The 22,937-nt window shown below is 64.7% G+C and carries 20 protein-coding genes; 5 read left to right on the top strand and 15 right to left on the bottom strand.

Annotated elements, in window-relative coordinates:
* Nucleotides 1-83 precede the first annotated feature (83 nt).
* Both CH305_RS11980 and CH305_RS11975 read right to left on the bottom strand, forming a co-directional pair.
* Nucleotides 84-671 carry a hypothetical protein gene (locus tag CH305_RS11980; RefSeq protein ID WP_032404600.1) on the bottom strand — a complete coding sequence of 196 codons (588 nt, stop codon included), beginning with the start codon at nt 669-671 and terminating at the stop codon, nt 84-86.
* Between the two features lie 138 nt (nt 672-809).
* On the bottom strand, nt 810-1,013 hold the full coding sequence (locus CH305_RS11975) for a cold-shock protein (RefSeq protein ID WP_005248460.1): 204 nt from the start codon (nt 1,011-1,013) through the stop codon (nt 810-812).
* 400 nt (nt 1,014-1,413) lie between these two features.
* Here CH305_RS11975 and CH305_RS11970 point away from each other — a divergent pair, with 400 nt between their 5' ends.
* The 3 genes from CH305_RS11970 (at nt 1,414) to CH305_RS11960 (ending at nt 5,999) form a co-directional block, all read left to right on the top strand.
* Nucleotides 1,414-3,783, top strand: a complete 2,370-nt coding sequence (locus CH305_RS11970) for a DEAD/DEAH box helicase (RefSeq protein ID WP_179278270.1) — start codon at nt 1,414-1,416, stop codon at nt 3,781-3,783.
* A gap of 338 nt (nt 3,784-4,121) precedes the next feature.
* Nucleotides 4,122-4,640, top strand: coding sequence for a MaoC family dehydratase N-terminal domain-containing protein (locus CH305_RS11965; RefSeq protein WP_094609314.1), 519 nt, complete (start codon nt 4,122-4,124; stop codon nt 4,638-4,640).
* Between the two features lie 96 nt (nt 4,641-4,736).
* Nucleotides 4,737-5,999, top strand: coding sequence for an alpha-hydroxy acid oxidase (locus tag CH305_RS11960; RefSeq protein WP_094703818.1), 1,263 nt, complete (start codon nt 4,737-4,739; stop codon nt 5,997-5,999).
* A gap of 162 nt (nt 6,000-6,161) precedes the next feature.
* On the opposite strand, the gene CH305_RS11955 is transcribed toward CH305_RS11960, so the two are convergent.
* From CH305_RS11955 to ssd, 7 genes are all read right to left on the bottom strand, one after another.
* A complete protein-coding gene (locus CH305_RS11955; RefSeq protein ID WP_094609312.1) occupies nt 6,162-6,515 on the bottom strand; it encodes an Rv3654c family TadE-like protein in 354 nt (117 codons plus the stop codon).
* Nucleotides 6,512-6,823, bottom strand: a complete 312-nt coding sequence (locus CH305_RS11950; RefSeq protein WP_094703817.1) for a TadE family type IV pilus minor pilin — start codon at nt 6,821-6,823, stop codon at nt 6,512-6,514. The genes CH305_RS11955 and CH305_RS11950 overlap by 4 nt, the downstream gene beginning before the upstream one ends.
* 23 nt (nt 6,824-6,846) lie before the next feature.
* Nucleotides 6,847-7,050: a DUF4244 domain-containing protein gene (locus CH305_RS11945; RefSeq protein ID WP_032380048.1), complete on the bottom strand. Its 204-nt coding sequence runs from the start codon at nt 7,048-7,050 to the stop codon at nt 6,847-6,849.
* A gap of 63 nt (nt 7,051-7,113) precedes the next feature.
* Nucleotides 7,114-7,686, bottom strand: coding sequence for a type II secretion system F family protein (locus CH305_RS11940; RefSeq protein ID WP_094703816.1), 573 nt, complete (start codon nt 7,684-7,686; stop codon nt 7,114-7,116).
* A complete protein-coding gene (locus tag CH305_RS11935; protein WP_094703815.1) occupies nt 7,683-8,462 on the bottom strand; it encodes a type II secretion system F family protein in 780 nt (259 codons plus the stop codon). Before CH305_RS11935 ends, CH305_RS11940 begins: the two co-directional genes overlap by 4 nt.
* Complete coding sequence (locus tag CH305_RS11930) at nt 8,459-9,643, bottom strand: TadA family conjugal transfer-associated ATPase (protein ID WP_094703976.1); 1,185 nt, start codon at nt 9,641-9,643, stop codon at nt 8,459-8,461. The genes CH305_RS11935 and CH305_RS11930 overlap by 4 nt, the downstream gene beginning before the upstream one ends.
* Nucleotides 9,640-10,755, bottom strand: coding sequence for a septum site-determining protein Ssd (ssd, locus tag CH305_RS11925; RefSeq protein WP_179278269.1), 1,116 nt, complete (start codon nt 10,753-10,755; stop codon nt 9,640-9,642). The genes CH305_RS11930 and ssd overlap by 4 nt, the downstream gene beginning before the upstream one ends.
* Before the next feature lie 334 nt (nt 10,756-11,089).
* Here ssd and CH305_RS11920 point away from each other — a divergent pair, with 334 nt between their 5' ends.
* Complete coding sequence (locus CH305_RS11920) at nt 11,090-11,935, top strand: HAD family phosphatase (RefSeq protein ID WP_230592590.1); 846 nt, start codon at nt 11,090-11,092, stop codon at nt 11,933-11,935.
* Nucleotides 11,936-12,294: 359 nt separating this feature from the next.
* Here the strand turns inward: CH305_RS11920 and CH305_RS11915 are convergent, their stop codons facing one another.
* From CH305_RS11915 to CH305_RS11895, 5 genes are all read right to left on the bottom strand, one after another.
* Entirely contained in the window at nt 12,295-13,041 is a 747-nt protein-coding gene (locus CH305_RS11915) for an oxidoreductase (protein ID WP_094703814.1), read from the bottom strand.
* A 30-nt stretch (nt 13,042-13,071) separates the two neighbouring features.
* Nucleotides 13,072-14,745 carry an ABC transporter ATP-binding protein gene (locus tag CH305_RS11910; protein ID WP_037149938.1) on the bottom strand — a complete coding sequence of 558 codons (1,674 nt, stop codon included), beginning with the start codon at nt 14,743-14,745 and terminating at the stop codon, nt 13,072-13,074.
* 1 nt (nt 14,746) lies between these two features.
* Entirely contained in the window at nt 14,747-15,685 is a 939-nt protein-coding gene (locus CH305_RS11905; RefSeq protein WP_094703813.1) for an ABC transporter permease, read from the bottom strand.
* Nucleotides 15,678-16,601, bottom strand: a complete 924-nt coding sequence (locus CH305_RS11900; protein ID WP_032380042.1) for an ABC transporter permease — start codon at nt 16,599-16,601, stop codon at nt 15,678-15,680. Before CH305_RS11900 ends, CH305_RS11905 begins: the two co-directional genes overlap by 8 nt.
* Nucleotides 16,602-16,741: 140 nt before the next feature.
* Nucleotides 16,742-18,364: an ABC transporter substrate-binding protein gene (locus tag CH305_RS11895; protein WP_032380685.1), complete on the bottom strand. Its 1,623-nt coding sequence runs from the start codon at nt 18,362-18,364 to the stop codon at nt 16,742-16,744.
* A 457-nt stretch (nt 18,365-18,821) separates the two neighbouring features.
* Between CH305_RS11895 and acs the strand changes: the two genes are divergently transcribed.
* Nucleotides 18,822-20,765 (top strand): acetate--CoA ligase, encoded by a 1,944-nt coding sequence (gene acs / locus CH305_RS11890; protein WP_094703812.1) that lies wholly within the window; start codon nt 18,822-18,824, stop codon nt 20,763-20,765.
* A 52-nt stretch (nt 20,766-20,817) separates the two neighbouring features.
* Here the strand turns inward: acs and CH305_RS11885 are convergent, their stop codons facing one another.
* On the bottom strand, nt 20,818-22,671 hold the full coding sequence (locus CH305_RS11885; protein WP_306436920.1) for a glycosyltransferase family 39 protein: 1,854 nt from the start codon (nt 22,669-22,671) through the stop codon (nt 20,818-20,820).
* Between the last annotated feature and the right edge of the window lie 266 nt (nt 22,672-22,937).

Here is a 22,937-nt window from a genome sequence, read left to right as displayed (position 1 = left end):
TTTTCACAGGCAGATTTGCCTGTCCCACTACTAACAGACTGACATACGTCGACCAAATACTCGCAGATCAGTCACATATCGGCCTACTCCGCGCGCGGCCAAATGGTACGTGCGTCCACGTTCCGGGGAGCCTCACCGACGTTCTCGGTGAGACGCAACAGCCGTCGTCGACCGGTGATTCTCAGCCCCGGATTGGAGCCGCGAGTGCCGATCAGCGTCGGCGCGATGCCAGCACGCATCAACGACTGCGCGAGGACGGAATGGGTGTCCGGTGCGTGAGGATCGAGTCCGAGCACGTACCGCTCACCCTCGGCCTCGGGACGACCGGCCGCCAGCACCCAGGCGCGCAGCTCGCGCGAACCCGGTATCCACCCGGGAGGGACGGCTTTGACAGCACCCTTGGTCCACAGAGACGCCAGTGCGAACAGTTCGGGCACCGACGCGGTACGCACCAACGGCCGGTTCTCCTCCGATCGCCCCAACTCTGCAGTCAGACCGCACTGCGCGATGAGTTCGGCGATGGCCTCCGCGCGCCACTGCGCGTCGACGACGACAGAAATACGGGCCGAGCCCGCGGAGGTGACGACGTGGCCGGTGGCAGCCAGCAGCCCACTGAGATCGGTCACCGCGGGCGGCAACGATTCGGCGGAGAAGAAGGACAGCTGGTTCACAGCAAGGACATTAGGACATCGGCGGCCACGCTCACGGCTTTCGCCGCACTCGGGTGGTTCGGATACGAGTCATCCCCCTCCCACGATCGACTCCACCGGAGCCCACCGCGAAAGGGGGATGACAGTTCTCGACTCGGATCAGACTGCGCGAACGCCCGTTGCCTGAGGACCCTTGGTGCCCTGGCCGACCTCGAACTCCACGCGCTGGTTCTCCTCGAGGGTGCGGAAACCGCTGCCCTGAATCTCGGAGTAGTGGACGAAAACGTCAGCGGAGCCGTCTTCTGGTGCGATGAATCCAAAGCCCTTTTCGGCGTTGAACCACTTCACAGTTCCCTGTGCCATGCTTTTCCTTCTCTTTCTAACACCGGATTCGATGGAGCGCACTTTCGATCCATCGGGCCGGTTCCGACCGCTGCACTTGTACGAATCCCCCTCAGGATTCCCCCTGATGGACGAGCTCTCCCAGTACCGCGCCCGCAACATGAGATCCTGCGAAGCGTAGAACGAACACAGAAGCTGCGACCGCGTCAAGTGAACCATGAACTCCACGTTCGCAACAGTCGAAAACCGACCCTTTTCGAACAATTTGCCCATGTTGTGGAAACGCACAACACGAGACGGATGAATTGCGGCTCCCACCAGGGCACGAACGAGCCGTCGATGGCCCGCGATAGCATGGGGATCCCAGGTCGCGAAGAGCCCGACGGCGCTTGTAGATCGAACGAATGCATGGAGACCGGCAGTGAGCGAGAAGCATCCGCTGGACGGTGCGGATGGCGCGAGCTACGGGCAGCGTTTGTTGGATCGGGTACTGGCGGGTTCGCCCGCGAACGAGAGCCCGCTGACCCACGTCGCCGAACTGCCGGCACGGGCCTCGCAGTTCGCCTCCTGGCCGTCGTGGGTGGGCCCGGAAGTGGTGCAGGTGATCACCTCTCGTGGGATCGCACAACCGTGGACGCATCAGGCACGTGCGGCAACGCTCGCCGCCGAGGGCAATCACGTGGTGCTCTCGACGAGCACCGCGTCGGGCAAATCGTTGGCGTATCAACTTCCCATTCTGACGACGCTGTCTGCCGACGCTCGGGCGACGGCGCTGTACCTGGCTCCCACCAAGGCCCTCGGTGCCGATCAGCTACGCACCACCATCTCGATCACCGACGAGTTGCGGGAACTGTCAGGCGAACTCGCAGAGGTGTTCCCCAGCGCCTACGACGGTGACACTCCGATCGAGATTCGCCAGTGGGCACGCACCAATGCGCGGTGGATCTTCACCAACCCCGACATGCTGCACCTGGGCATTCTCGGTTCGCACGAGCGCTGGTCTCGGTTTCTCCGCAATCTTCGTTATGTGGTTGTCGACGAATGTCACTACTACCGCGGCGTTTTCGGATCCAACGTCGCGTTGGTGCTCCGCAGGCTACGACGCCTCTGCGCTCGCTACGGTGCATCCCCGGTGTTCGTGCTCGCCAGCGCCACCACGTCCGAGCCAGGGCGGGCTGCGAGCCGCCTCATCGGAGCGCCGTGCCAGGAGGTCACCGAGGACGGCTCCCCGCACGGAGCCCGCACCGTCGCACTGTGGGAACCACCGCTGCTGAAAGAGATCACCGGCGAAAACGGTGCTCCGGTAAGGAAATCCGCAGGCGCGGAGGCGTCGCGCATCATGGCCGATCTGTTGGTGGAAGGTGCCCGTACGCTGGCATTCGTACGCTCCAGGCGCGGAGCCGAGGTCACCGCACTGGGCGCTCAGAGGATTCTCGCCGACGTCGACCCGCAATTGGTGCGACGCGTCGCCGCTTATCGCGCAGGGTATCTGGCGGAGGACCGGCGAAAACTGGAATCGGATCTGTCCGACGGCACGTTGTTGGGCGTCGCCACCACCAACGCACTCGAGTTAGGCGTCGACATCGCCGGTTTGGACGCGGTGATCGTCGCCGGCTTCCCCGGTACCGTGGCGTCGTTCTGGCAGCAGGGCGGCCGCGCCGGACGTCGCGGAGAAGGATCGCTCCTGGTTCTCGTGGCGCGGGACGATCCACTCGACACGTATCTGGTGCATCACCCGGCGGCCCTGCTGGACAAGCCCGTCGAGGCCACCGTCACCGACCCCACGAACCCCTACATTCTGGCCCCGCAATTGCTTTGCGCTGCAGTCGAACTGCCGATCACCCTGCCCGAGGCCGAGGAACTGAGCGCGGAATCGGTGCTCGAAGAGCTCGAGCTGAAGGGCTACGTACGCAAGCGGCCGCACGGATGGTTCATCACGCCCGAGGGCCAGCAACTCTCGCCGCACGGTGCGGTGAACATCCGCGGCGGCACCGGTGTGCAGGTCGCCATTGTCGACGGTGAGTCCGGCCGCATGCTCGGTACGGTCGACGGCGGACGAGCGCCCGCCACTGCACATCCCGGTGCCGTCCACATCCACCAGGGCGAGTCGTTCGTGGTCGACGAACTCGATCTCGACGCCGGTCTGGCGTTGGTGCACGCGGAGCAACCCGAATGGAACACCTCGGCCCGCGAGATCACCGACATCTCGATCACTGCGGTGCACGAATCCGTCGACTACGGCGAGGTGCGCGTCGCGCTGGTGCAGGTGAACGTCACCCATCAGGTCGTCGGATATCTCCGACGCCTGCTCTCGGGCGAGGTTCTCGATTCCATCGAACTCGACATGCCTGCGCAGACCCTCGACACCCGAGCCGTCATGTACACCATCACCCCGGAGTTGTTGGAGCACAGCGGGGTTCCGTACGAACGATTCCCCGGATCTCTGCACGCAGCCGAACACGCCGCCATCGGATTGCTGCCCTTGGTCGCAACGTGCGATCGATGGGACATCGGCGGAGTGTCGACGGCTCTACACCCCGATACCGGGCTGCCGACGGTCTTCGTCTACGACGGATACGACGGCGGAGCAGGTTTCGCCGACCGCGGTCACGTGGCCATCGCAGATTGGCTCGCGGCCACGAAAGACGCCATCGTCTCCTGCGAATGCCAGACCGGATGCCCATCCTGCGTGCAATCACCCAAATGCGGAAACGGCAACGATCCACTGGACAAAGACGGTGCTGTTCGAGTGTTGACCGCGGTCTTGGCGGCCATCACTCGAGAGGGTTGACCCGGCTTGGGTCCCGAGCGCTTCGGTGTGAGTGCGGGGTTCGGAGTGCGGGGTTCGCCCGCAAACGCGCGCGCATTCGCTGAACGCGCGCAAGGTTGCGGCCAGAACGGAGCGATTCCGCGCGCCTCTGGCAAACGCGCGCGCATTTGTCAGAGGTCTGGACGCGACGCGCGCTGTCATCCGCACCCGGCAACATGCGGAGCCCTGGCGAATCTCCAGCACACCGTCGACTCGACTGTGATCGATCGCAAATGTGCGCGACTCTGACGGCGTGTCAGTTCTGAGCCTGTTCCAATTCTGATGACTCGGCACAGGCTCGGAGCCTCTGGAGGTTCGACATGACAGTGATCGACCAAGTGACTGTTCCGGCCATTGTCGAAAAAGTGGGGTACCACTACCTCCCACCGCACGATTACGAGGTCGGTCGCGAACAGATTCGCGAGTTCGCTCGATCCGTCCACGACGACCATCCCGCCCATCGCCTCGAAATCGCGGCCGCTGCGCTCGGCTACGCCACGTTGATCGCTCCGGTCACCTTCGTCAGCGTCATCGGCACCCGATTGCTGCCCGAACTGTTCGCCCACCTGCTGATCGGCTATTCCGTAAGCGATGTCCTACACACAGATCAACAGATCCTGATCCGCCGACCGATGCAGGTCGGCGACCGCGTCAGCTCCGACCTGTGTTTGGAATCGTTTCGGCAATCCTCGGGAAGCGACGTGATGGTCACCAGTAACACCCTCACCGATCAGCGAGGCGACGTACTGGCAGTCACCCGAACGACTTTCGTGGCCCGGACCGGTGGATACACCGATCCCGACATCGCCGATGCGCTGCACAAGCTGATGCGGAGCTGACGGGCCGCGGCACGGGCACGCCACCCTGCTCGTCGTTGCCAACACCTCGGGTGGTGTGGTGGGGAGAGGATCAGCCCACAGAATCGAGACCGTCACATGCCCATCACCCGGCAGATACCCAACCCCTCCGATCTCCGTGACCTCTTATCGTTCAAGAAGCCCGATCTGAATCTGCGTCGACGACGCCTGAACGCCGCACTCACCATCGACGATCTCCGCACCATCGCCCGTCGACGCACCCCGCGCGCGGCATTCGACTACACCGACGGTGCCGCCGACGCCGAGATCTCGCTGTCCAGAGCTCGTCAGGCCTTCCGCGACGTCGAGTTCCATCCCTCGATCCTGCGCGACGTCTCCCACGTCGACACCTCGACGACGGTGTTCGGCGGGCCGTCTGCGCTTCCGTTCGGCATCGCCCCGACGGGCTTCACTCGACTCATGCAGACCGAGGGCGAATACGCCGGCTCTGCCGCAGCCGGAGCTGCGGGAATTCCGTTCTGCCTCTCGACCCTGGGCACCACGTCGATAGAGGACGTCAAGGCCACCAACCCGAATGGGCGAAACTGGTTCCAGCTCTACGTCATGCGAGATCTCGACATCTCGTTCGGGCTGGTCGAACGCGCAGCAAAGGCAGGCTTCGACACACTCCTGTTCACGGTCGACACACCGGTCGCCGGAGCTCGACTGCGTGACAAGCGCAACGGGTTCTCCATCCCGCCGCAGTTGACCGCGTCGACGATCGCCAACGCCATTCCGCGTCCGTGGTGGTGGTGGGACTTCCTCACCACGGCCAAGCTCGAGTTCGCGTCGTTGTCTTCTACCGGCGGCACGGTCGGAGAGTTGGTCAACTCGGCGATGGATCCGTCCATCTCGTTCGAGGATCTCGACGTCATCCGGGAGATCTGGCCCGGCAAGATGGTCGTCAAAGGTGTTCAATCGGTGGCAGATTCGGTACGTCTTGCCGAACTGGGAGTCGACGGCATCATTCTGTCGAACCACGGAGGTCGACAACTCGATCGCGCTCCCGTTCCGTTCCACCTGCTGCCTCAGGTCGTCCGAGAAGTCGGCTCCGACTTCGAGGTCGCCGTCGACACGGGCATCATGCACGGAGCCGATATAGTCGCCTCCATCGCGATGGGTGCGTCGTTCACGCTCGTCGGCCGGGCGTACCTCTACGGCCTGATGGCAGGAGGTCGCGAGGGCGTCGACCGCATGATCGACATCCTGCGCGAGGAAATCGTGCGTACCATGCAACTGCTGCAGGTCAATTCGCTTGCAGAGCTGACCCCGGAGCACGTCACCCAGCTCACCCGACTCGCTCCTCTGCAGTCCGGGGCCCGCACAGTGACGCCACACTGAACGCTGCAGGCGGAACGTCGAGGCCGGGGTTCGAGGCAAACGCGCGCGCATTCGCTGAACGCTCGCGAAATAGCCAGCTCGAACAGGGCGATTCCGCTCGCACCTGGCGAACGCGCGCGCGTTTGCGGATTCGGGCAGTCCAGCGGGCGGACGGGCGAGCCGTCACCCCGGACCCGCCCGCGCCGAGGCGATGGCGTCGGACATTCCGAAGCGACCCAGGAACACCGGTTGCCCCACCGTCACGATCACGTCCCACTCCTCGATCGTGCACTTCCGCAAATCGGTCGACATCCTGCTCGCTACTGATCGCGCCGACTCGCAAGCGTCGGCCACCCCACGATCCAGTGCGCCCGCACCCGCCAACGCAGCGAGATCGGCCGCCGACTGCGCCTGATGGCGCGCACCCACCGCCGAGCCGACGTGCATCACCATCACCACCACCGCAATCAACGCTGACATTGCGAGCGCCGCCAGCACCGTCGCGCCACCCTGGTCGTCGCGCAGGCCCGTTCTCATTCCACTGCAACCGGTTCCGCAGCCGCAACCGCCTCCGCCGACAACGTCAGTCCCGGCAGCGGACTCTCCACCTCCACCCGCGCGACGAAGAACTCGCCATCCTCCCTCACCGTCACCAGAGCCCCCTCCGGCGCAACCCTCTCCCCCACCGAAACGGCCCGGGCCCCATCGCCCCTGGCCGCCAACCGAGCTGTCTCCCTGGCCGCATCCACGCAACCGATGTGCATCGTCACCGACACGATCGCCCCGATGCACACCACGATCACCGCAACGATGGACGCGATCGCGAACGCCGCCTCCACCGTCACGGCACCGTCATCACCGGTCGCGATCAGACGGCGGTGTTCAACGCTCGATCGATAATCCCGGTCAACGCCGACACGATGCTGTCCCCCGTCACCACCGTGTACAACACCGCCCCGAACGCCGCGGCGGCAATGGTGCCGATCGCGTACTCCGCGGTCGACATGCCATCGTCCTCCACACCGAACAGCACGATTCGAGTCTTCAACTCCTGCAATGCGTTCTCGATCATCTCGATTCCCCTCCCTGTTGTCCGACGCGGCAGTTCCGCAACGGAAGATTGTCGGCGCGGCGGTCACAGCAGACCGCCACCCAGTACGTTGCCCGCCAGTCCGATCACCACGGGGATGATCCCGAGACAGATGAAGGCAGGCAGAAAGCACAGACCCAGAGGCCCGCTGATCAGCACGCCCGCGCGTTCGGCCGCAGCGGCCGACGCGTCCTCGGCGCGAGTTCGTTGTGTCGCAGCCAGTTCCGTCATCGCCGACGCCATGGACGAGCCCGCCCGTGCAGATCGGCGTGCCATTCGCGCCAACGCCTCGGTTTCCGGATCGTGAGCGATGGCGTCCCATGCGGTCTCGGCATCGGCCCCGAGTTCGAGCAGATCGGCAGCTTTGCGCAACGCGATCCCGAACGAGGCGGGAGCGGACTGCGCCGCGGCTGTAGCGGCCGTTGCGATCGGAAGGCCCGATCGCAAGCACGCGGCGAGCAGGTCGAATGTCGTTGCCACCGCGAGTGGGTCGGGTCTCGAAATATCGACAGTGTCGGTCTCGGCGCGGCCATCGGCTGCATGTCTGCGTAGTCCGCCGCCGACCGAAGGCACCGCTACCAACGCCGTTGCCAGGCAGAGGACTGCAGCCCACATCATGTGGTCACCTTGCCGGTGATCGCATCGGTCCAGAGCAGGCCCGCGCAGCCGAGTGCCGTTCCGATACACAGCAGAATGCCGCCCACCCCACCGCCGAGCAGAATCTGCAGCGGATTCGCACCCATCAGCTGCCCGAGCGCAACACCGAGGATCGGCAGACCAGCCAGCACCAACGCCGTAGCCCGCGCACCGGCCAGCGATGCCTCGGTTCGCTCGCGAAACCGTCTGCGCCCCAGCATGTCGTCGCGAACAGCGTCCAGAAGTTCAGCGAGCGCGAGCCCATGCTCGTCGGCCACGTGCCATGCTGCGGCCAGCCGTCCGAGCTCGGCGTCCAGCAGCGAATCGGACGAAGCAATACCGTCGGCAGCCCTGCCGCCGAGCCTGGACCGCGATGCCGCACCGCGCAACGCAGCCGAGGCAATTCCGCCGCATTCGTCGGCCGCCACCGCACTGGCCGTGGCGGGGTGAGACCCCACCCGAAGCTCGCCGACGATGACCTCGACTCCGGTTGCCAACCAATGCAATTCGATCGCACGCCGATCGCGCTCCAGCCGCCGCCTGTAGCGACTCCACCCGGTACCTCCCGCCACCGCCGCTGCGCCCACGGCCCAGACGCCGCCGAGCCACCACACCGCGACAACCGCAACCAGCGCAGCGCAGCTCGGCACCAGCCATTGCGGCACCGTCGATACCCTGCGCTTCCCTCGCGCCAGTCCCCTGGAACTGTTCGGCCACAACAGAACTGCGACTGCGAAGAGCACCAGTACGGCCGTCATCGGGCATCGCCGCAGCGTCGGTCCAGCAGTTCGACCAGTCGTCTCTCACCCGGCAGTGCGTCGCTGTCCACAGACCAGGCCGGCACGATGTGCACCCGTCCGGTCGGATCGACGTCGACCACCCCGATCTCCCGCAACCGTCGCGTACCGTCCGCGCTGCGATGAACGTGTAGCACCACCTGAACGGCCGCGGCAAGCTGACTGTGCAGCGCATCGCGTCCCATTCCGCCCAGCGCTGCAAGGGCTTCGAGACGCGCCGGCACTTCGGCGGGAGAGTTCGCATGGATCGTTCCGGCTCCGCCGTCGTGCCCGGTGTTGAGAGCCGTCATCAGGTCGATGACCTCGGCACCGCGTACCTCACCGACGACGAGCCGATCGGGGCGCATCCGCAGTGCTTGACGCACCAGCTGCCGCACCGATACCTCCCCCACCCCTTCGACATTGGGTGCACGAGCCACCAGACGAACCACATGCGGATGTGCCGGTGCCAACTCGGCCGCGTCCTCCACGCAGACGATCCGTTCGGCCGGATCCACCTCACCCAACATCGCGGCGAGGAGTGTGGTCTTTCCAGCGCCGGTACCACCGACGACCAAGAAGGCCAAGCGTCCGAACACGATTCGACGCAGCAGCTCGTAGCCGGCGTCGGTCACGGCGCCCGATGCACGCAGCGCTGCTAGTCCCTGTGTCGCGGGTCGCAGAACCCGAAGCGACACACACGTTCCCCCGCTCGCCACCGGTGCCAGCACAGCGTGCAGCCGGACTCCGAACACGTCCCGACCCACTCCAGGCAGCCGACCGTCGACCCAGGGTTGCGCGTCGTCCAATCGCCGACCTGCCGACAGTGCGAGCCGCTGCGCCAGCCGACGCACGGCCGCTTCGTCGGCGAAGCGAATCTCGGTGCGTTCGAGTCCGCGCCCACGATCGATCCATACCTGATCCGGCGCGGTGACCAGCACGTCGGTCACTCCCGGCTCGGACAGCAGCGGCTCGAGCGGGCCCGCTCCGGTCAGCTCGGTCTGCAGAACCCGCAGCGCCGCAAGCATATCCGTGTCACCGATGACACCACCTGCCTCGGCTCGGATGGCCGCGGCCACGGTCGCCGGAACGGGAGCGGCGGCAGACAGAGCAAGGCGATCACGGACGCGGTCCAACAGATCCGCAGTGACAACGGCGCTCATGCCGCCCACCGCCCTGCGCCGGGCTTCTGCGCGAAGGTCTCCAGCACGCCGCTCGCCGCTGCCGCCAAGGGCGAACGTCGACCGAGAACGAGGCCGCCCCGCTCGAGTCGTTCGGCCAATCCCGGCTCGGCACGCATCGACGTCAACAGCGGTAGATCGAGGGCAACGGCAATATCATCGGCCCGCAGCCCGCCCGGTGCAGGTCCTCGAACGACAATGCCGACGTTGGCATTTCGATCTGCCACGTGCGCTGCAATCGCTTCTGCGGACGTGACGGCGCGCAGCTCGGCCGGCAGCACCAGAACCACCAGGTCCGCGGCGGCGTACAGAGCGTCGGAGGTGTCGCCGGGATGACGCGGGACATCGCACACCACCAGATCGCCCGCTGCGCGTCCTGCGTCGAGCACAGCCGTCACAGCGACGGCAGTCAGCCCGAGGCTCCGGCTCTCGGATCTGCCGAGGGCCAACACGGACAGCCCGTCCCGGGAGGGCAGTGCACCGTGCAAGGCGTCGGCGGATACTCGACCACCTTCGACGACCAACCCGGACCACCGCAGACCGGGCGTGTTCTCCCAGCCGAGCAACAGATCGAGTCCACTGCCGTACCGGTCGCCCTCCACGAGCAATGCACGCCGACCCGCGCTGCTACCACTCAGACCGAGCGCAGCGGCGAGCGTCGACGATCCTGCTCCACCCCGCGCGCCGACAACGGCGATGACTCCCCCGTCGCCTGTCGGTGCCGACGCCGGTTCGCCCAGCAGGCGCACCAATGCATCCTCGTCCGAGGGCAGCGAGATCACCTGTTCGGCACCGAGCGCGGTGGCGGTTCGCCAGTCGTCGAGTGTCGGCGTTGCAGCAGTCACGAGAACGACACCCGCTCGTCGCGAATATCCGATCGACAGAGCAGTCTCGGCGGAAGCAAAATCGATCAAAACAGTCCCGGCGTGATCCCAGATCGACCGTGTCGAATCGATACCGACCAGTAAGTTCTGCTCTTCCACAACACAATCCGCGGCCGCCGCAATTCGATACACGTCCTCGCGCAGACCGCGAAGTTCGATCGACATCGCGACGGACGAGTGTGCGCTGTGCTGTAACCGGTCCGTTTTCATGAGCCAAGCCTGCGTGAGAATCTGCTCGAGATGCGCGCGACTTGGGGGAATGTGGATAGATTCGGCCCTGTGGATGAATACCGGTACCTCTGTACCACTTTTCGACCTACCCCTGAAAAGAGGACGACCCTCGCCAGGGGGGGAGGAGGCGAGGGTCGTCTGGTTCAGCCCCGGGGGGTCGGGCTGAACACCGCCCGGGATGAACCGGGCTCATAGAAAATACTACACCCGTGGATGTCCTTGTTTGCAAGTTCAACTGTCGGATTTTCTGGACGAACTTCGGCCGAGTCCGCCAGTGCCACCACAGGACATCCTCCGGTCACCACCTGCCACTATGGTGACAAACGTGACCCAGAGCGCGAGCAACGACGACGCCCCCGCCGGCCGACGCCCAGCGCGCGTCGCGGCATTCTTCGACCTCGACAAAACGATCATCGCGAAGTCCAGCACGCTTGCATTCAGCAGGCCGTTCTTCGACCAAGGTCTGATCAACCGGCGGGCAGTGCTCAAAAGCAGCTACGCGCAGTTCCTGTTCCTGCTCTCCGGGGCCGATCACGACCAGATGGAACGCATGCGCGCCCACATCGCGAGCATGACGGCCGGGTGGGACGTCGAACAGGTACGGGCAGTCGTTGCAGAAACCCTGCACAACATCGTCGATCCCCTCGTGTTCGCCGAGGCGGCCGACCTCATCGCCGACCACAAGCTCAGAGGGCACGACGTCGTGATCGTATCGGCGTCCGGCGACGAAATCGTGCATCCCATCGCAGAACTGCTGGGAGCCGACCACAGCATGGCGACCACGATGGTGACCGTGGACGGCAAGTACATCGGCGAGGTCGACTTCTACTGCTACGGCGAGGGAAAGGTCGACGCCATGAACTCCCTGGCAGCGCAACATGATTACGACCTGGCTTCGAGCTACGCGTATTCGGATTCGATCACCGATGTACCGATGCTCCGCGCGGTCGGGCACCCGACTGCCGTCAACCCCGACCGCGCACTGCGCAAGGAAGCCGCCTCCAACGGATGGCCGATTCTCACGTTCTCCAACCCGGTCTCGCTGCGATCGCGTATCCAGACCCCGTCCGGAAAGACCGTAGCGGTCAGTGCCGCAGCAAGTTTCAGCGCTCTTGCCGCAGGTGTGATCACCTACGGGCTGCTTCGTAGAAAACGATGAGGCACAAACCCTTGATGTGAGGCGCGTCACGGGGTACAAAGGACGTACGGAAGAACGCAAGGCCAAGAACGAATCGGAAGAGAAGATTCGCTCTCCCGACCGGGATTCCCAGCACGGACACCGGCACCCACGCGGAGCTTGCCACCTAATGGCAGAAGCGCTGTGGGCCTGCGAAATTCGCCAATGATCAGCAAGAACCCTGCACCGGTTGCAGGGATGACCTCATCACTGTCGAATCCTCGCCGAGGCCACGTGGTAGTCCATCACAGCCCACCTGTGCACGCTTGGTAACCAGGCGCTCCGTGCTAACGGGCGGCGACGTCGACGCGAGTCGGCATCGCCGCCCTTTTACGTGCTCACTACTGCGCAGCCTCGGCAATCGAAGTCGCTTCTGCCGCACCGGCTTCGAAAGCTCCACAGCACAGGATCACCCAACTGCCGACGCCGGTCGCGGTGCCCTCGGCAAATCCCGATGCGCCGTCTCGGTACGCGTTCGCTCGACGCATCCAGCTCACCTCGGGCACGCCGAGGTTGTGTGGATCGAATCCCGACGATGCTGCCACCAGTCTCGATGCAGCACGCGCAACGATGCCGTCGGCAGATCCGAAAGCTTTGAGCGTCAACAACTCACCGTGCACCACCGCTGCGATCACCGGGGCGGGTGCAGAGGTGCCACCGGTCACCAGCTGAGCAAGCAGATCGAGTCGCTCGCCGACTCCCGCGTCGCCGCGAGGACGACCGAGGGCGGACGCGTCGGAGACGAGGTCGGCCGCGGCCAACAAGTGCAGACGAGCAAGGGTCTGCAACGGGGCGCGCTTCCAGGTCGACAGTGTGTTCTGCAGAGCGTCACCGTCCAGGGCGGCGGCGACGCGGAGTGCGCCGGCAAGGATGGGGTCGCCTTCTTCACCCTCGCGGGGAAAATCCATCGAACCACCCTCGAGCGAGGACGACGACCGAGCTGCACGCACAGCAGCCTCGGCCGCGTTGGCCGGCCAGCCGCGACGGTTGGTCTTGTGTCGATGCACCGCGCCCAGAGCGTCACGCGCGCGTTCGGCGGAGTCGACAACTCCGGGCAGTTCCAACAGCGGGGCGAGGGGGTCCGTCACGACAGACGACGGTACCCCCTCCCCTCACCCCTACTTTGCCCCTGCCGCCAACAGCTCGGCGCGGGCCTGGCGACGCTTGGCCTGTTCGGCCGGGTCCGGCACCGGGACGGCCGCGAGCAACCGCTTGGTGTACTCGTTGGTCGGACGACGCAGGATCTGGTCCGTCGTACCGAATTCGGCCAACTTGCCCTTGTTCAACACCGCGATGCGCTTGGCCAGCACCTCCACCACAGCGAGGTCGTGACTGATGAACAAGCACGCGAAACCGTACTCACGCTGCAGTTCCTTGAACAGCTCGAGCACCTTCGCCTGCACCGACACGTCCAACGCGGACGTCGGTTCGTCGGCCACCAGCAGCGTCGGCTCCAGGGCCAGCGCCCGTGCGATACCGACTCGTTGGCGCTGCCCACCGGACAACTGGTGGGGGTACCGATTGCGCATGGTTCGCGACAGGTGCACCTGGTCGAGCAGCTCCTCGACCTTCTTGTTTCGCTCGGATGCGCCGAGTTCGGTGTGCAACAGCATCGGCTCGGCGATCGACTGACCGATCGGCCAGCGCGGGTTCAGCGACGAACCCGGATCCTGGAACACGATGCCGACCTTGCTGCGCACCGCGCGCAGTTCGCGGTTCGACATGTTGGTGATGTCGACGCCGGCAATGGACAACGAGCCGCCGGTGAGCTTGTTCAGGCCCACCACGGCCTTGCCGATCGTGGACTTGCCCGAGCCGGACTCGCCGACGAGACCGACCACCTCACCCATCTCGATATCGAGACTGACCCCGTCGACAGCCCGGAAGACCGTGCGGCCCGGGTAGTCGATGACGCCGTCGACGATGCTCAGTGCGCGGGTGTCCTCGACGGCGCTCGGCTCGGCGATGGTCCCCGCGGCCACCGACTCGATGCTGCTGCCGAGGTGCGGAACCGAGGCGAGCAACTGCTGCGTGTACGGATGCGACGCATCCTTGAAAATCTTCTGCGCAGCATCGGTTTCGACGATGACGCCGTCCTTCATCACCGCGATGCGGTCGGCCATGTCGGCCACCACACCCATGTCGTGGGTGATCAGCACGATCGACGCGTCGATTCGGTTCCGCAGGTCGCGCATCAGGTCGAGGATCTCGGCCTGCACCGTGACGTCCAATGCGGTGGTCGGCTCGTCCGCGATCAGCAGCGACGGATCCGAGGACAGCGCCTGGGCGATCATGGCGCGCTGACGCTGACCACCGGAGAGCTGGTGCGGGTAGTAGTCCACCCGAGTCTCCGGATCAGGCATCTCGACGAGCTTCAGCAGCTCGACGGCCCGCGCCTTCGCTTCCTTCTTCGACAGCGAGGTGTGCGCGCGGATGGCCTCGGTGATCTGCCACCCGATGGAGTACACCGGATTGAGCGCCGTCATGGGCTCCTGGAAGATGACCGCCACGTTCTTGCCGCGGATCGGAGCCAGCTGCTTCTCCGGCAGCCCGACCAATTCTTTGTCGCCGAGCACGATACTGCCCGAGACGCGCGAATTGTCCGCCAGCAGACCGGGAATGGCCATGGCAGTGGTCGACTTACCGGATCCGGACTCACCGACGATGGCCAGTACTTCACCGGCCGCGACGGTGAACGAGACGGAATCGGCGGCCTTGCGCCACACCTTCTCGACCTCGAACTCGACCGTCAGATCGGTGACGGTCAGGACCGTGTCCTTCTGGATACTCATGTCAGTTCCGTTTCGGATCGAGTGCGTCACGGAGTGCGTCGCCGAGCATGATGAACGCGAGCACCGTGACGGAGAGGAACGCGGCCGGGAACAGCACCAGGTACGGTGCCGTCAGGAACACGTTCTGACCGAGGTTGATCTGTAGGCCCCACGAGATCTCGGGAGCTTGCAGTCCGATTCCGAGGAACGTCAGTGTCGCCTCGGCCGCAATGAACGTACCCACCGAGATGGTGGCGTAGATGATCACCGGCGCAAGGGCATTGGGCAGAATGTGCCGCACCAGAATTCGGTACGTGGACGCGCCGAGCGCCTGAGCGGCCTGGACGTACTCGCTGTTCTTGATCGCGATGACACTCGATCGGACCAGTCGCATCGCCGTCATCCAGCCGAACACGATCAGAGCGAGAGAGACGGTGAAGATCGTGCGCTGTGCGGTCACGGTCAACAGAATGAGAGCACCGAGCAGCAGCGGGATTCCGAAGAACACATCGGTGAACCGAGCCAGGATGCTGTCGATGAAACCGCCGAAATACCCTGCGAGAGCACCGATCAGCACACCGATGATGAGCACGCCGATGACCGACAGCACACCGATCGACAGCGAGATCCGCGCACCGTAGATGACGTTGGCGTAGTAGTCGCACCCCTGAATGTCGGTGCCGAACCAGTGTTCGGCGCTGGGGGTCTGGCGCGAGTCGGACAGCGAGCACACCCGTGGGTCGATCCCCCGAGCGAACAGTTGCGGGAACACCGCCATCACCAGGAGCACAGCGAGCAGGAACGACCCGATGATGAAGAAGGGGCTCTTGCGCAAGAACTTCCACGCGTTGCCCCACAGGCTGGCCTGGCCGACCAGATCCACGGCCTCGCCGGTGATGACGTTGCCCGGCTGGCCCTCGTCCGCGGCGTGGTGAGCTGCGTTCGTATCTTCCTTATTCATAGCGAATCCTTGGATCGAGAACCGCGTAGAGAACGTCCACCACGAGGTTGAAGAAGATGTAGAAGAACACGAAGAGCGTCACGATGCCGACGACGACGGCACCTTCCTGACGCGCCAGTGCGTCGTAGATAGCGCGGCCGAGACCCGGCAGGTTGAACACCGTTTCCGTCACGATCGCACCGCCCAGCAGACCGCCGACGTCGGCACCGATGAAGGTGACGACGGGAATCAGCGAATTACGGAGCGCATGGCGAACGATGATGCGGCGGTTGCTGATTCCCTTGGATTTCGCGGTGCGGATGTAATCCGCCGCCATCGACTCCGCCACGGACGTACGAGTCAATCGGGCGACGTAGGCCATCGACAGCGACGCGAGCACCAGGCCGGGGAGCAGGTAGCTCGACCACCCGTTGTTGATACCGGAGATCGGGAAGACACCCAGTTTCACCCCCAGCGTGAACTGCGCGATGAAGCCGAGCACGAAGACCGGGACGGAGACCAGCAACGTCGTCGAAATGAGCACGAGGTTGTCGAAGAACGACCCCTTCTTCAGGGCCGACAGGACACCGGCTGCAATGCCCATGACCGTCTCGAAGACCACGGCGACAATCGTCAGCTTGATGGTGACGGGCAGGGCCCGCTCGATGGTGTCGAGCACGGGGCGGCCGGAGAAGTCGGTGCCGAAGTTGCCCTGGAAGAATCCGGCGATGTACTTGAAGTACTGGACGAACAGGTTGTCGTCGAGGTTGTACTCGTCTCGCAGCTGCGCGACGACGGCAGGGGCGAGCGGGCGATCACCGGCAAGGGCGCGGATGGGATCACCGGGCAATGCGTACACCATGGCGAAGATGAGAAAAGAGGAGCCGATCAGGACGGGAATCGTCAACAGCAATCGGCGGGATATGTAGCGACCCACTGTGGTTTCTCCTTGGATGCGGCGATCCTGCGAATCGGGTCTCGCTTACGCAGGTCTTCGGCGGGCGTACAGCCCACCGCCGAAACGAACCGATGGGTGGCAACGGAGTCACATCCGTTGCCACCCACCGGTGTCCGTTATTAGCTGACTACGACGTCCTCGAGGACGATGTCGCCGGTGTTGTCGATCTTGACGTCGGAGACGCGATCGGACCACACTGCCTGATTCAGGCCGTAGAACAGCGGGGTAGCGGGCATCTGCTGGAACAGAATGTCCTCTGCCTTCTGGTAGTCCGCCGTCGCAGCTTCGATGTCCTCGGCGTTGTTGCCCTCTGCCAATGCGGCATCGAATGCCGGGTCACTGAAGAAGGTGGCGTTGCTACCGGCCGGCGGCAGTGCCGCAGACGAGTACAGCGGGGACAGGAAGTTGTAGATCGACGGGTAGTCCATGATCCAGCTCGAGCGGAACGGGCCGGTCATACCCTTGGCGTCCTGCAGCGGCAGGTACTGAGCGAACTGCAGATCGCCGCGCAGTGCGTAGTCGACGCCCAGGTTCTCGCGAATCTGGTTGCCCACGGCCGTCATCCACGAGTCGTGGCCTGCACCGGCGTTGAACCACAGGTCGACCGGCTGGCTGCGGTCGAAGCCGGCCTCGTCGAGCAGGCGGTTGGCCTCGTCGGCGTTGAGCTCACAGGTGGCACCACACGCGTCCGCGCGGTAGCCCTCGACCACGGGAGAGGCGAAGGAGTCTGCGGGGGTGCGGGTGTCGGTGAAGATCGCCGTCGCGATGGCCTGGCGATCGATGGCCATCGAGAATGCCTTGCGCACGTTCGGGTTCTGGAACCGCGGGTCGTACGTCGGGAAGCCGAGCGAGGTGATATCGGGACGAGCGCGATCGGCGTAACGATCACCGAACTGATCACGCGCAGTGGCCCAAGCATCCTCGGGCAGATCGAGCATGATGTCGAGTCCACCGCCCTGGATATCGTTGTAGCCGGTGTTCAGCTCCGTGTAGACCTTGAAGTTGACGCCTGCGGACTTGGCCGCGTTGTCGCCTGCGTAGTCGTCGTACTTGGTGACGGTGAAGCCCTGTCCGGGGACGAAGTCCGAGTCGGCCTTGAACGGGCCGTTACCGATCGGGCGCGCACCGAATGCCGTCGGGTCGGCGTAGAACGCCTCCGGCAGCGGATCGAACGCGGTGTAGCCGAGCGTCAACGGGAAGATGGCGAACGGTCCGTTGAGCTTGACGGTGAAGGTCGTGTCGTCGACGACGTTCAGTCCGCTCAGTTCGGTCGCGGCGGGCGCGGCGGTGTCGCTGCCCTGCAGATCTGCGTAGCCTTCGATGTTCTCGAAGAAGTAGGAAGCACCGAAAGCGTTGGTGCTCAATGCGTTGTAGCTCCACGCCTTGGTGAAGGACTCCGAGGTGACCGGCGTGCCGTCGTGGAAGGTCCAGCCGTCCTTGAGCTTGACGGTCCAGGTGACGTTGTCCTCGGACTCGACGGACTCGGCGACGCCGTTGTACTCGACGCTGTTGTCTTCGTCGTTGAACGTGACCAGCGGAGTGAAAAGTGCCTTGAGGACCTGGCTGCCTTCGCTCTCGGTGGTGTTGCCGGGAACCAGCGGATTCTCGGGCTCGCCGATGTAGATGCTGTAGATCCCGTCGGCGCTGCCGCCGGAGCTCGAGCCACCACCGCCACAGGCGGCGAGCAGGCTCGCACTCATCAGCACAGCCGTGGTGACTACCGCGGCACGTTTGATACGCAAGGAAATCCTCCATCCAGATGTGAACACGGGGTCATCCGTGCTCAGTTCCTCGGGCGCGACGCCCGGGGGTTTCGTGGGCGACCGCATGGCACGGCATGTGAGCCGTTCCAACGATCTGATGGGATGGACTTTAGACACATCCTGAAACGAACATGTGAACTCCCCCAGATTTTGCTGACCCGCGAGTAAGTCGGAAACATGATCGAAACGTTTGAGCAAGTCGATTTCTCACAGTGCGGACTCCAGCCTTGCCGAGCCGACTCCCCGAGCGCCCTGATGACCGCCCTGATGACCGCCCACCGTGCAGAAACTACCGATCACCGCAGATCAGGGGGTTGCAGGCGATTGCAACGGTGCGATCGCCATCACATGTGACTACCCTCACTAGGGGCTCGAGACCGGCTGTTGAGTGCCGTTTCATGGGCGAAAAGCATCGGACGAAAGAGAGCTATTCGAGATGACGACCAGTACCTCCGGAACCGACGAGACCGCGGTTGCTTCCTACGCACCCTCGGCCGAGTTCACGGCTCAGGCGAACGCTCAGGCGGATCTCTACGCCGCCGCGGAGAAGGATCGACTCGGGTTCTGGGCCGAACAAGCCCGCCGGCTCCACTGGCACACCCCGTTCACCGAAGTCCTCGACTGGTCCGACGCCCCAGTCGCCAAATGGTTCGCCGACGGCGAGCTCAACGTCGCCTACAACTGCGTCGACCGCCACGTCCTCGACGGCCACGGCGACCAGGTCGCCATCCACTGGGAAGGCGAACCCGGCGACAGCCGCGACGTCACCTACACCGACCTGCTCGCCGAGGTCAGCCAAGCCGCCAACACCCTCACCGAACTCGGCCTCGTCTCCGGCGACCGCGTCGCGATCTACATGCCCATGATCCCCGAGGCCATCGTCTCGATGCTCGCCTGCGCACGCCTCGGCCTGACCCACTCGGTCGTCTTCGCCGGCTTCTCCGCCACCGCACTGCGCTCACGCATCGACGACGCCGAAGCCAAACTCGTCATCACCACCGACGGCCAATGGCGACGCGGCAAACCCGCCCCCATCAAGGACACCGTCGACGAAGCAGTCGACGGAGCGGCCTCGATCGAACACGTCCTCGTCGTCAAGCGCACCGACTCCGACGTCGCCTGGACTTCACCACGCGACCTGTGGTGGCACGAGACCGTCGCCACGGCCTCGACAGAACACGACGCGCAGCCGTTCCCGGCCGAGCACCCCCTGTTCATCCTCTACACCTCCGGCACGACGGGTAAGCCCAAGGGCATCATCCACACCTCCGGCGGCTACCTCACCCAGACCTCGTACACCCACCACAACGTCTTCGACCACAAGGCCGGCACCGACGTCTACTGGTGCACCGCCGACATCGGCTGGGTCACCGGACACTCCTACATCGTCTACGGCCCCCTCTCGAACCGCGCCACCCAGGTCGTCTACGAAGGCACCCCCAATTCGCCCGACGAGCACCGGCATTGGAACGTCATCGAGAAGTACAAGGTCTCGATCTACTACACCTCCCCCACCCTCGTACGCACGTTCATGAAGTGGGGCAAGGAGATTCCCGAAGCCCACGACCTGTCCTCGATCCGCCTGCTCGGCTCCGTCGGCGAACCCATCAACCCCGAAGCATGGCGCTGGTTCCGCGACGTCGTCGGCGGCGGCACCGCCCCGATCGTCGACACCTGGTGGCAGACCGAGACCGGCGCGATCATGATCTCCCCACTGCCCGGCGTCACCGCCACCAAACCCGGCTCCGCCATGACCCCACTGCCCGGTATCTCGGCCAAGATCGTCGACGACGACGCCAAGCCGCTGGGCAACGGCGGCAACGGCTACCTCGTCCTCGACGAACCGTGGCCGGCGATGCTGCGCGGCATCTGGGGCGACATGGACCGCTACAAGGACACCTACTGGTCCCGCTACGCCGAAGAAGGCTGGTACTTCGCCGGTGACGGCGCCAAGTACGACGACGACGGCGCCCTGTGGGTCCTCGGCCGCGTCGACGACGTCATGAACGTCTCCGGCCACCGCATCTCCACCTCCGAAGTCGAATCGGCACTGGTCACCCACCACAGTGTCGCCGAAGCCGCCGTCGTCGGAGCCGCCGACGACACCACCGGACAGGGCATCGTCGCATTCGTCATCCTGCGCGCCGGCGAGGAGAACACCGGCGATGCGTTGATCGCCGAACTCAAAGCCCAAGTCTCCAAGGAGATCTCACCGATCGCCCGGCCGCGCGAGATCTCCATCGTCCCCGAGCTACCCAAGACCCGCTCCGGCAAGATCATGCGACGCCTCCTCCGCGACGTCGCCGAAGGCCGCGAACTCGGCGACGTCTCCACCCTCGTCGACCCGAAGGTATTCGAGGCCATCAAAAAAGGCCGCTGACGGCCAGCGGTGCGGTTGAGTGCCCCCTGAGGCACTCAACCGCACCACTGCCTCAGGCACTCAGATCGAACACCGTGTAATCACCGACGGTCCTCGGCGCGAAGGTCGCGGCCACCCAGTCACCGATCGCCGACGGCCTGGTCTTGCCCGTTCCCGCGATGAAGTAATGAATCTTTCCCGCGGCCACGTCGGCCTCGAATTGGTCGAGTGTGGGCGACGGGTCGGTTCCGGAGAATCCGCCCACCGGCATCACCGGGTCGTCGGTCGCGAGCTGTAGGACCGCGGCGGCATTGGATCCGATCGTCGCCGCCGCCCAGGTGTACTTCTGCGGATCGGCCTCGAGGAGTGCGGTCAGCTCCGCGTCGGGAGCCGATGGAGAGCCGAATTGCGTTGACCGCTCGGCATCTTCACCCCCTCGACCACTTCGATTCGCGGCCTGGTCGGATGCAACCGCGGGCCCGGCCGACGGGCCACCTCCTGTGTGCGGAGTGACCACGGTATCGGCGACGTACGCGACGGGGCCGGCAAGAGCGACCGCAATTGCCATCGCCCCCAGTGCAATCGACATCGATCGGGACCGGCGGAACGCCAGGGCCACTGCGACGAAAACCCCGACTCCCAGCACCACCCACCGCAGCCACGGCAGAAATTCGGGACTTCGCGCCAGAAAAACGAACGAGGTAGCCGTCGTGATCGCCGATGCCAGCACGAGAACCGCACGCCACGCGGCCTTTTCGCGCCTCACCCACAGCTCGCGGACAGCGGCTCCGACGATGGCGGCGATCGCCGGAGCGACGACGATCGTGTAGTAGGGGTGGAAGGTGCCCGACATGAAGCTGAACACCACCGAGCACCCGACGAGCCACAGCCCCCACATCACGAACCAGGCGCGCTGAAAGTCCCGCCGAGGAGCTTTGCCGCGCAACACGATTCCCGCGACCACGAGCACCAGTGCGGCCGGAATCAGCCACGAGATCTGACCACCCTGGGCGGCTGCGAACATCCGGGTGATGCCCGTCTGCGGTCCGTGCCCACCCGGCCCGAAACCGCCGGCCTGCGCTGCATCACCGGCAGACGATCCGGCAGTGCCCGCATGTTCGTTACCGGTCAACCTACCCAAGCCGTTGTAGCCGAAGGTCAGATCCAGAATGCTGTCGGTCTTCGATCCACCGACCCAGGGCCGGTCCGCCGCAGGCACCAATTGCACGATCGCAACCCACCATCCCGCGGAGACGAGCACCGCGGCACCGGCGGCCAGCAACTGCAGAAGTCGAGTTCCGAGTTTGGGCGGACCGAACGCGGCGTAGGCGACGGCAAGAGCGGGAACGACGAGGAACGCCTGCAGCTGTTTGGTCAGGAATCCGAGACCCACGACAGCGCCGGTCAGCACCAGCCAGCGAGCGCGTCCGTCTTCGATAGCTCGCAGCATCGCCCACGCTGCCCCCAACAGGGTGAGGGTGAGCAAGGCGTCGGGATTGTCGTAGCGGAACATCAGTGCGAAGGTCGGGGTGGTGGCCAATACCGCGCCCGCAATCAGTGCTGCCCCGTAGCCGAATCGACGGGCGACGATCGCGTACATGATTCCCACGCTCAGCACGGCCATCAGCACCTGCGGCAACAACAGCGACCACGAGTTGAGGCCGAAGATTCGTACCGATAGCTCCATGATCCACAGCGACGCAGGCGGTTTGTCCACCGTGATGGAGTTCGCGGCATCGGACGAACCGAACAGGAACGCCTTCCAACTGATCGAGCCGGCCTGAACGGCCGCCGCATAGAAGGAATTACCCCAGTGCTCGCGGTTCAGATCGAGGGCGTAGGCCCCTGCTGTTCCGACGAGAAGGGCAGCGAGAGTGGGCATCGCCCAGCGCGGTCGACTCACGTCGAGTCCAGATTCGGCGCTCACAGATTGGATGGTCACAGTCGATCACTGTCGACCTCGATCCTGAGGATGTGCGGTCAACTTCCTGAAAATCGACCGTCAATCATCACCGTCACCCGAAGAATGCCCGAATTGTCTGCACTGCAACGACTTCGAGGCCGCCCATGTGAGCGGAAACTCGACCCCTGCTACGTGTGCTGTCTTGATACATGTGGGACACGGGTGTCTCGGTACATGTGGGACACGATTCTAGGCTGCAGGGCGGTGGAGTTGTCCTTGGTAGAGCTTGT

It is taken from the genome of Rhodococcus sp. 15-649-2-2 (genome assembly GCF_002258645.1).
In the GTDB taxonomy this organism is placed as follows: domain Bacteria; phylum Actinomycetota; class Actinomycetes; order Mycobacteriales; family Mycobacteriaceae; genus Rhodococcoides.
This window is presented reverse-complemented; position numbering and strand designations above follow the sequence as displayed.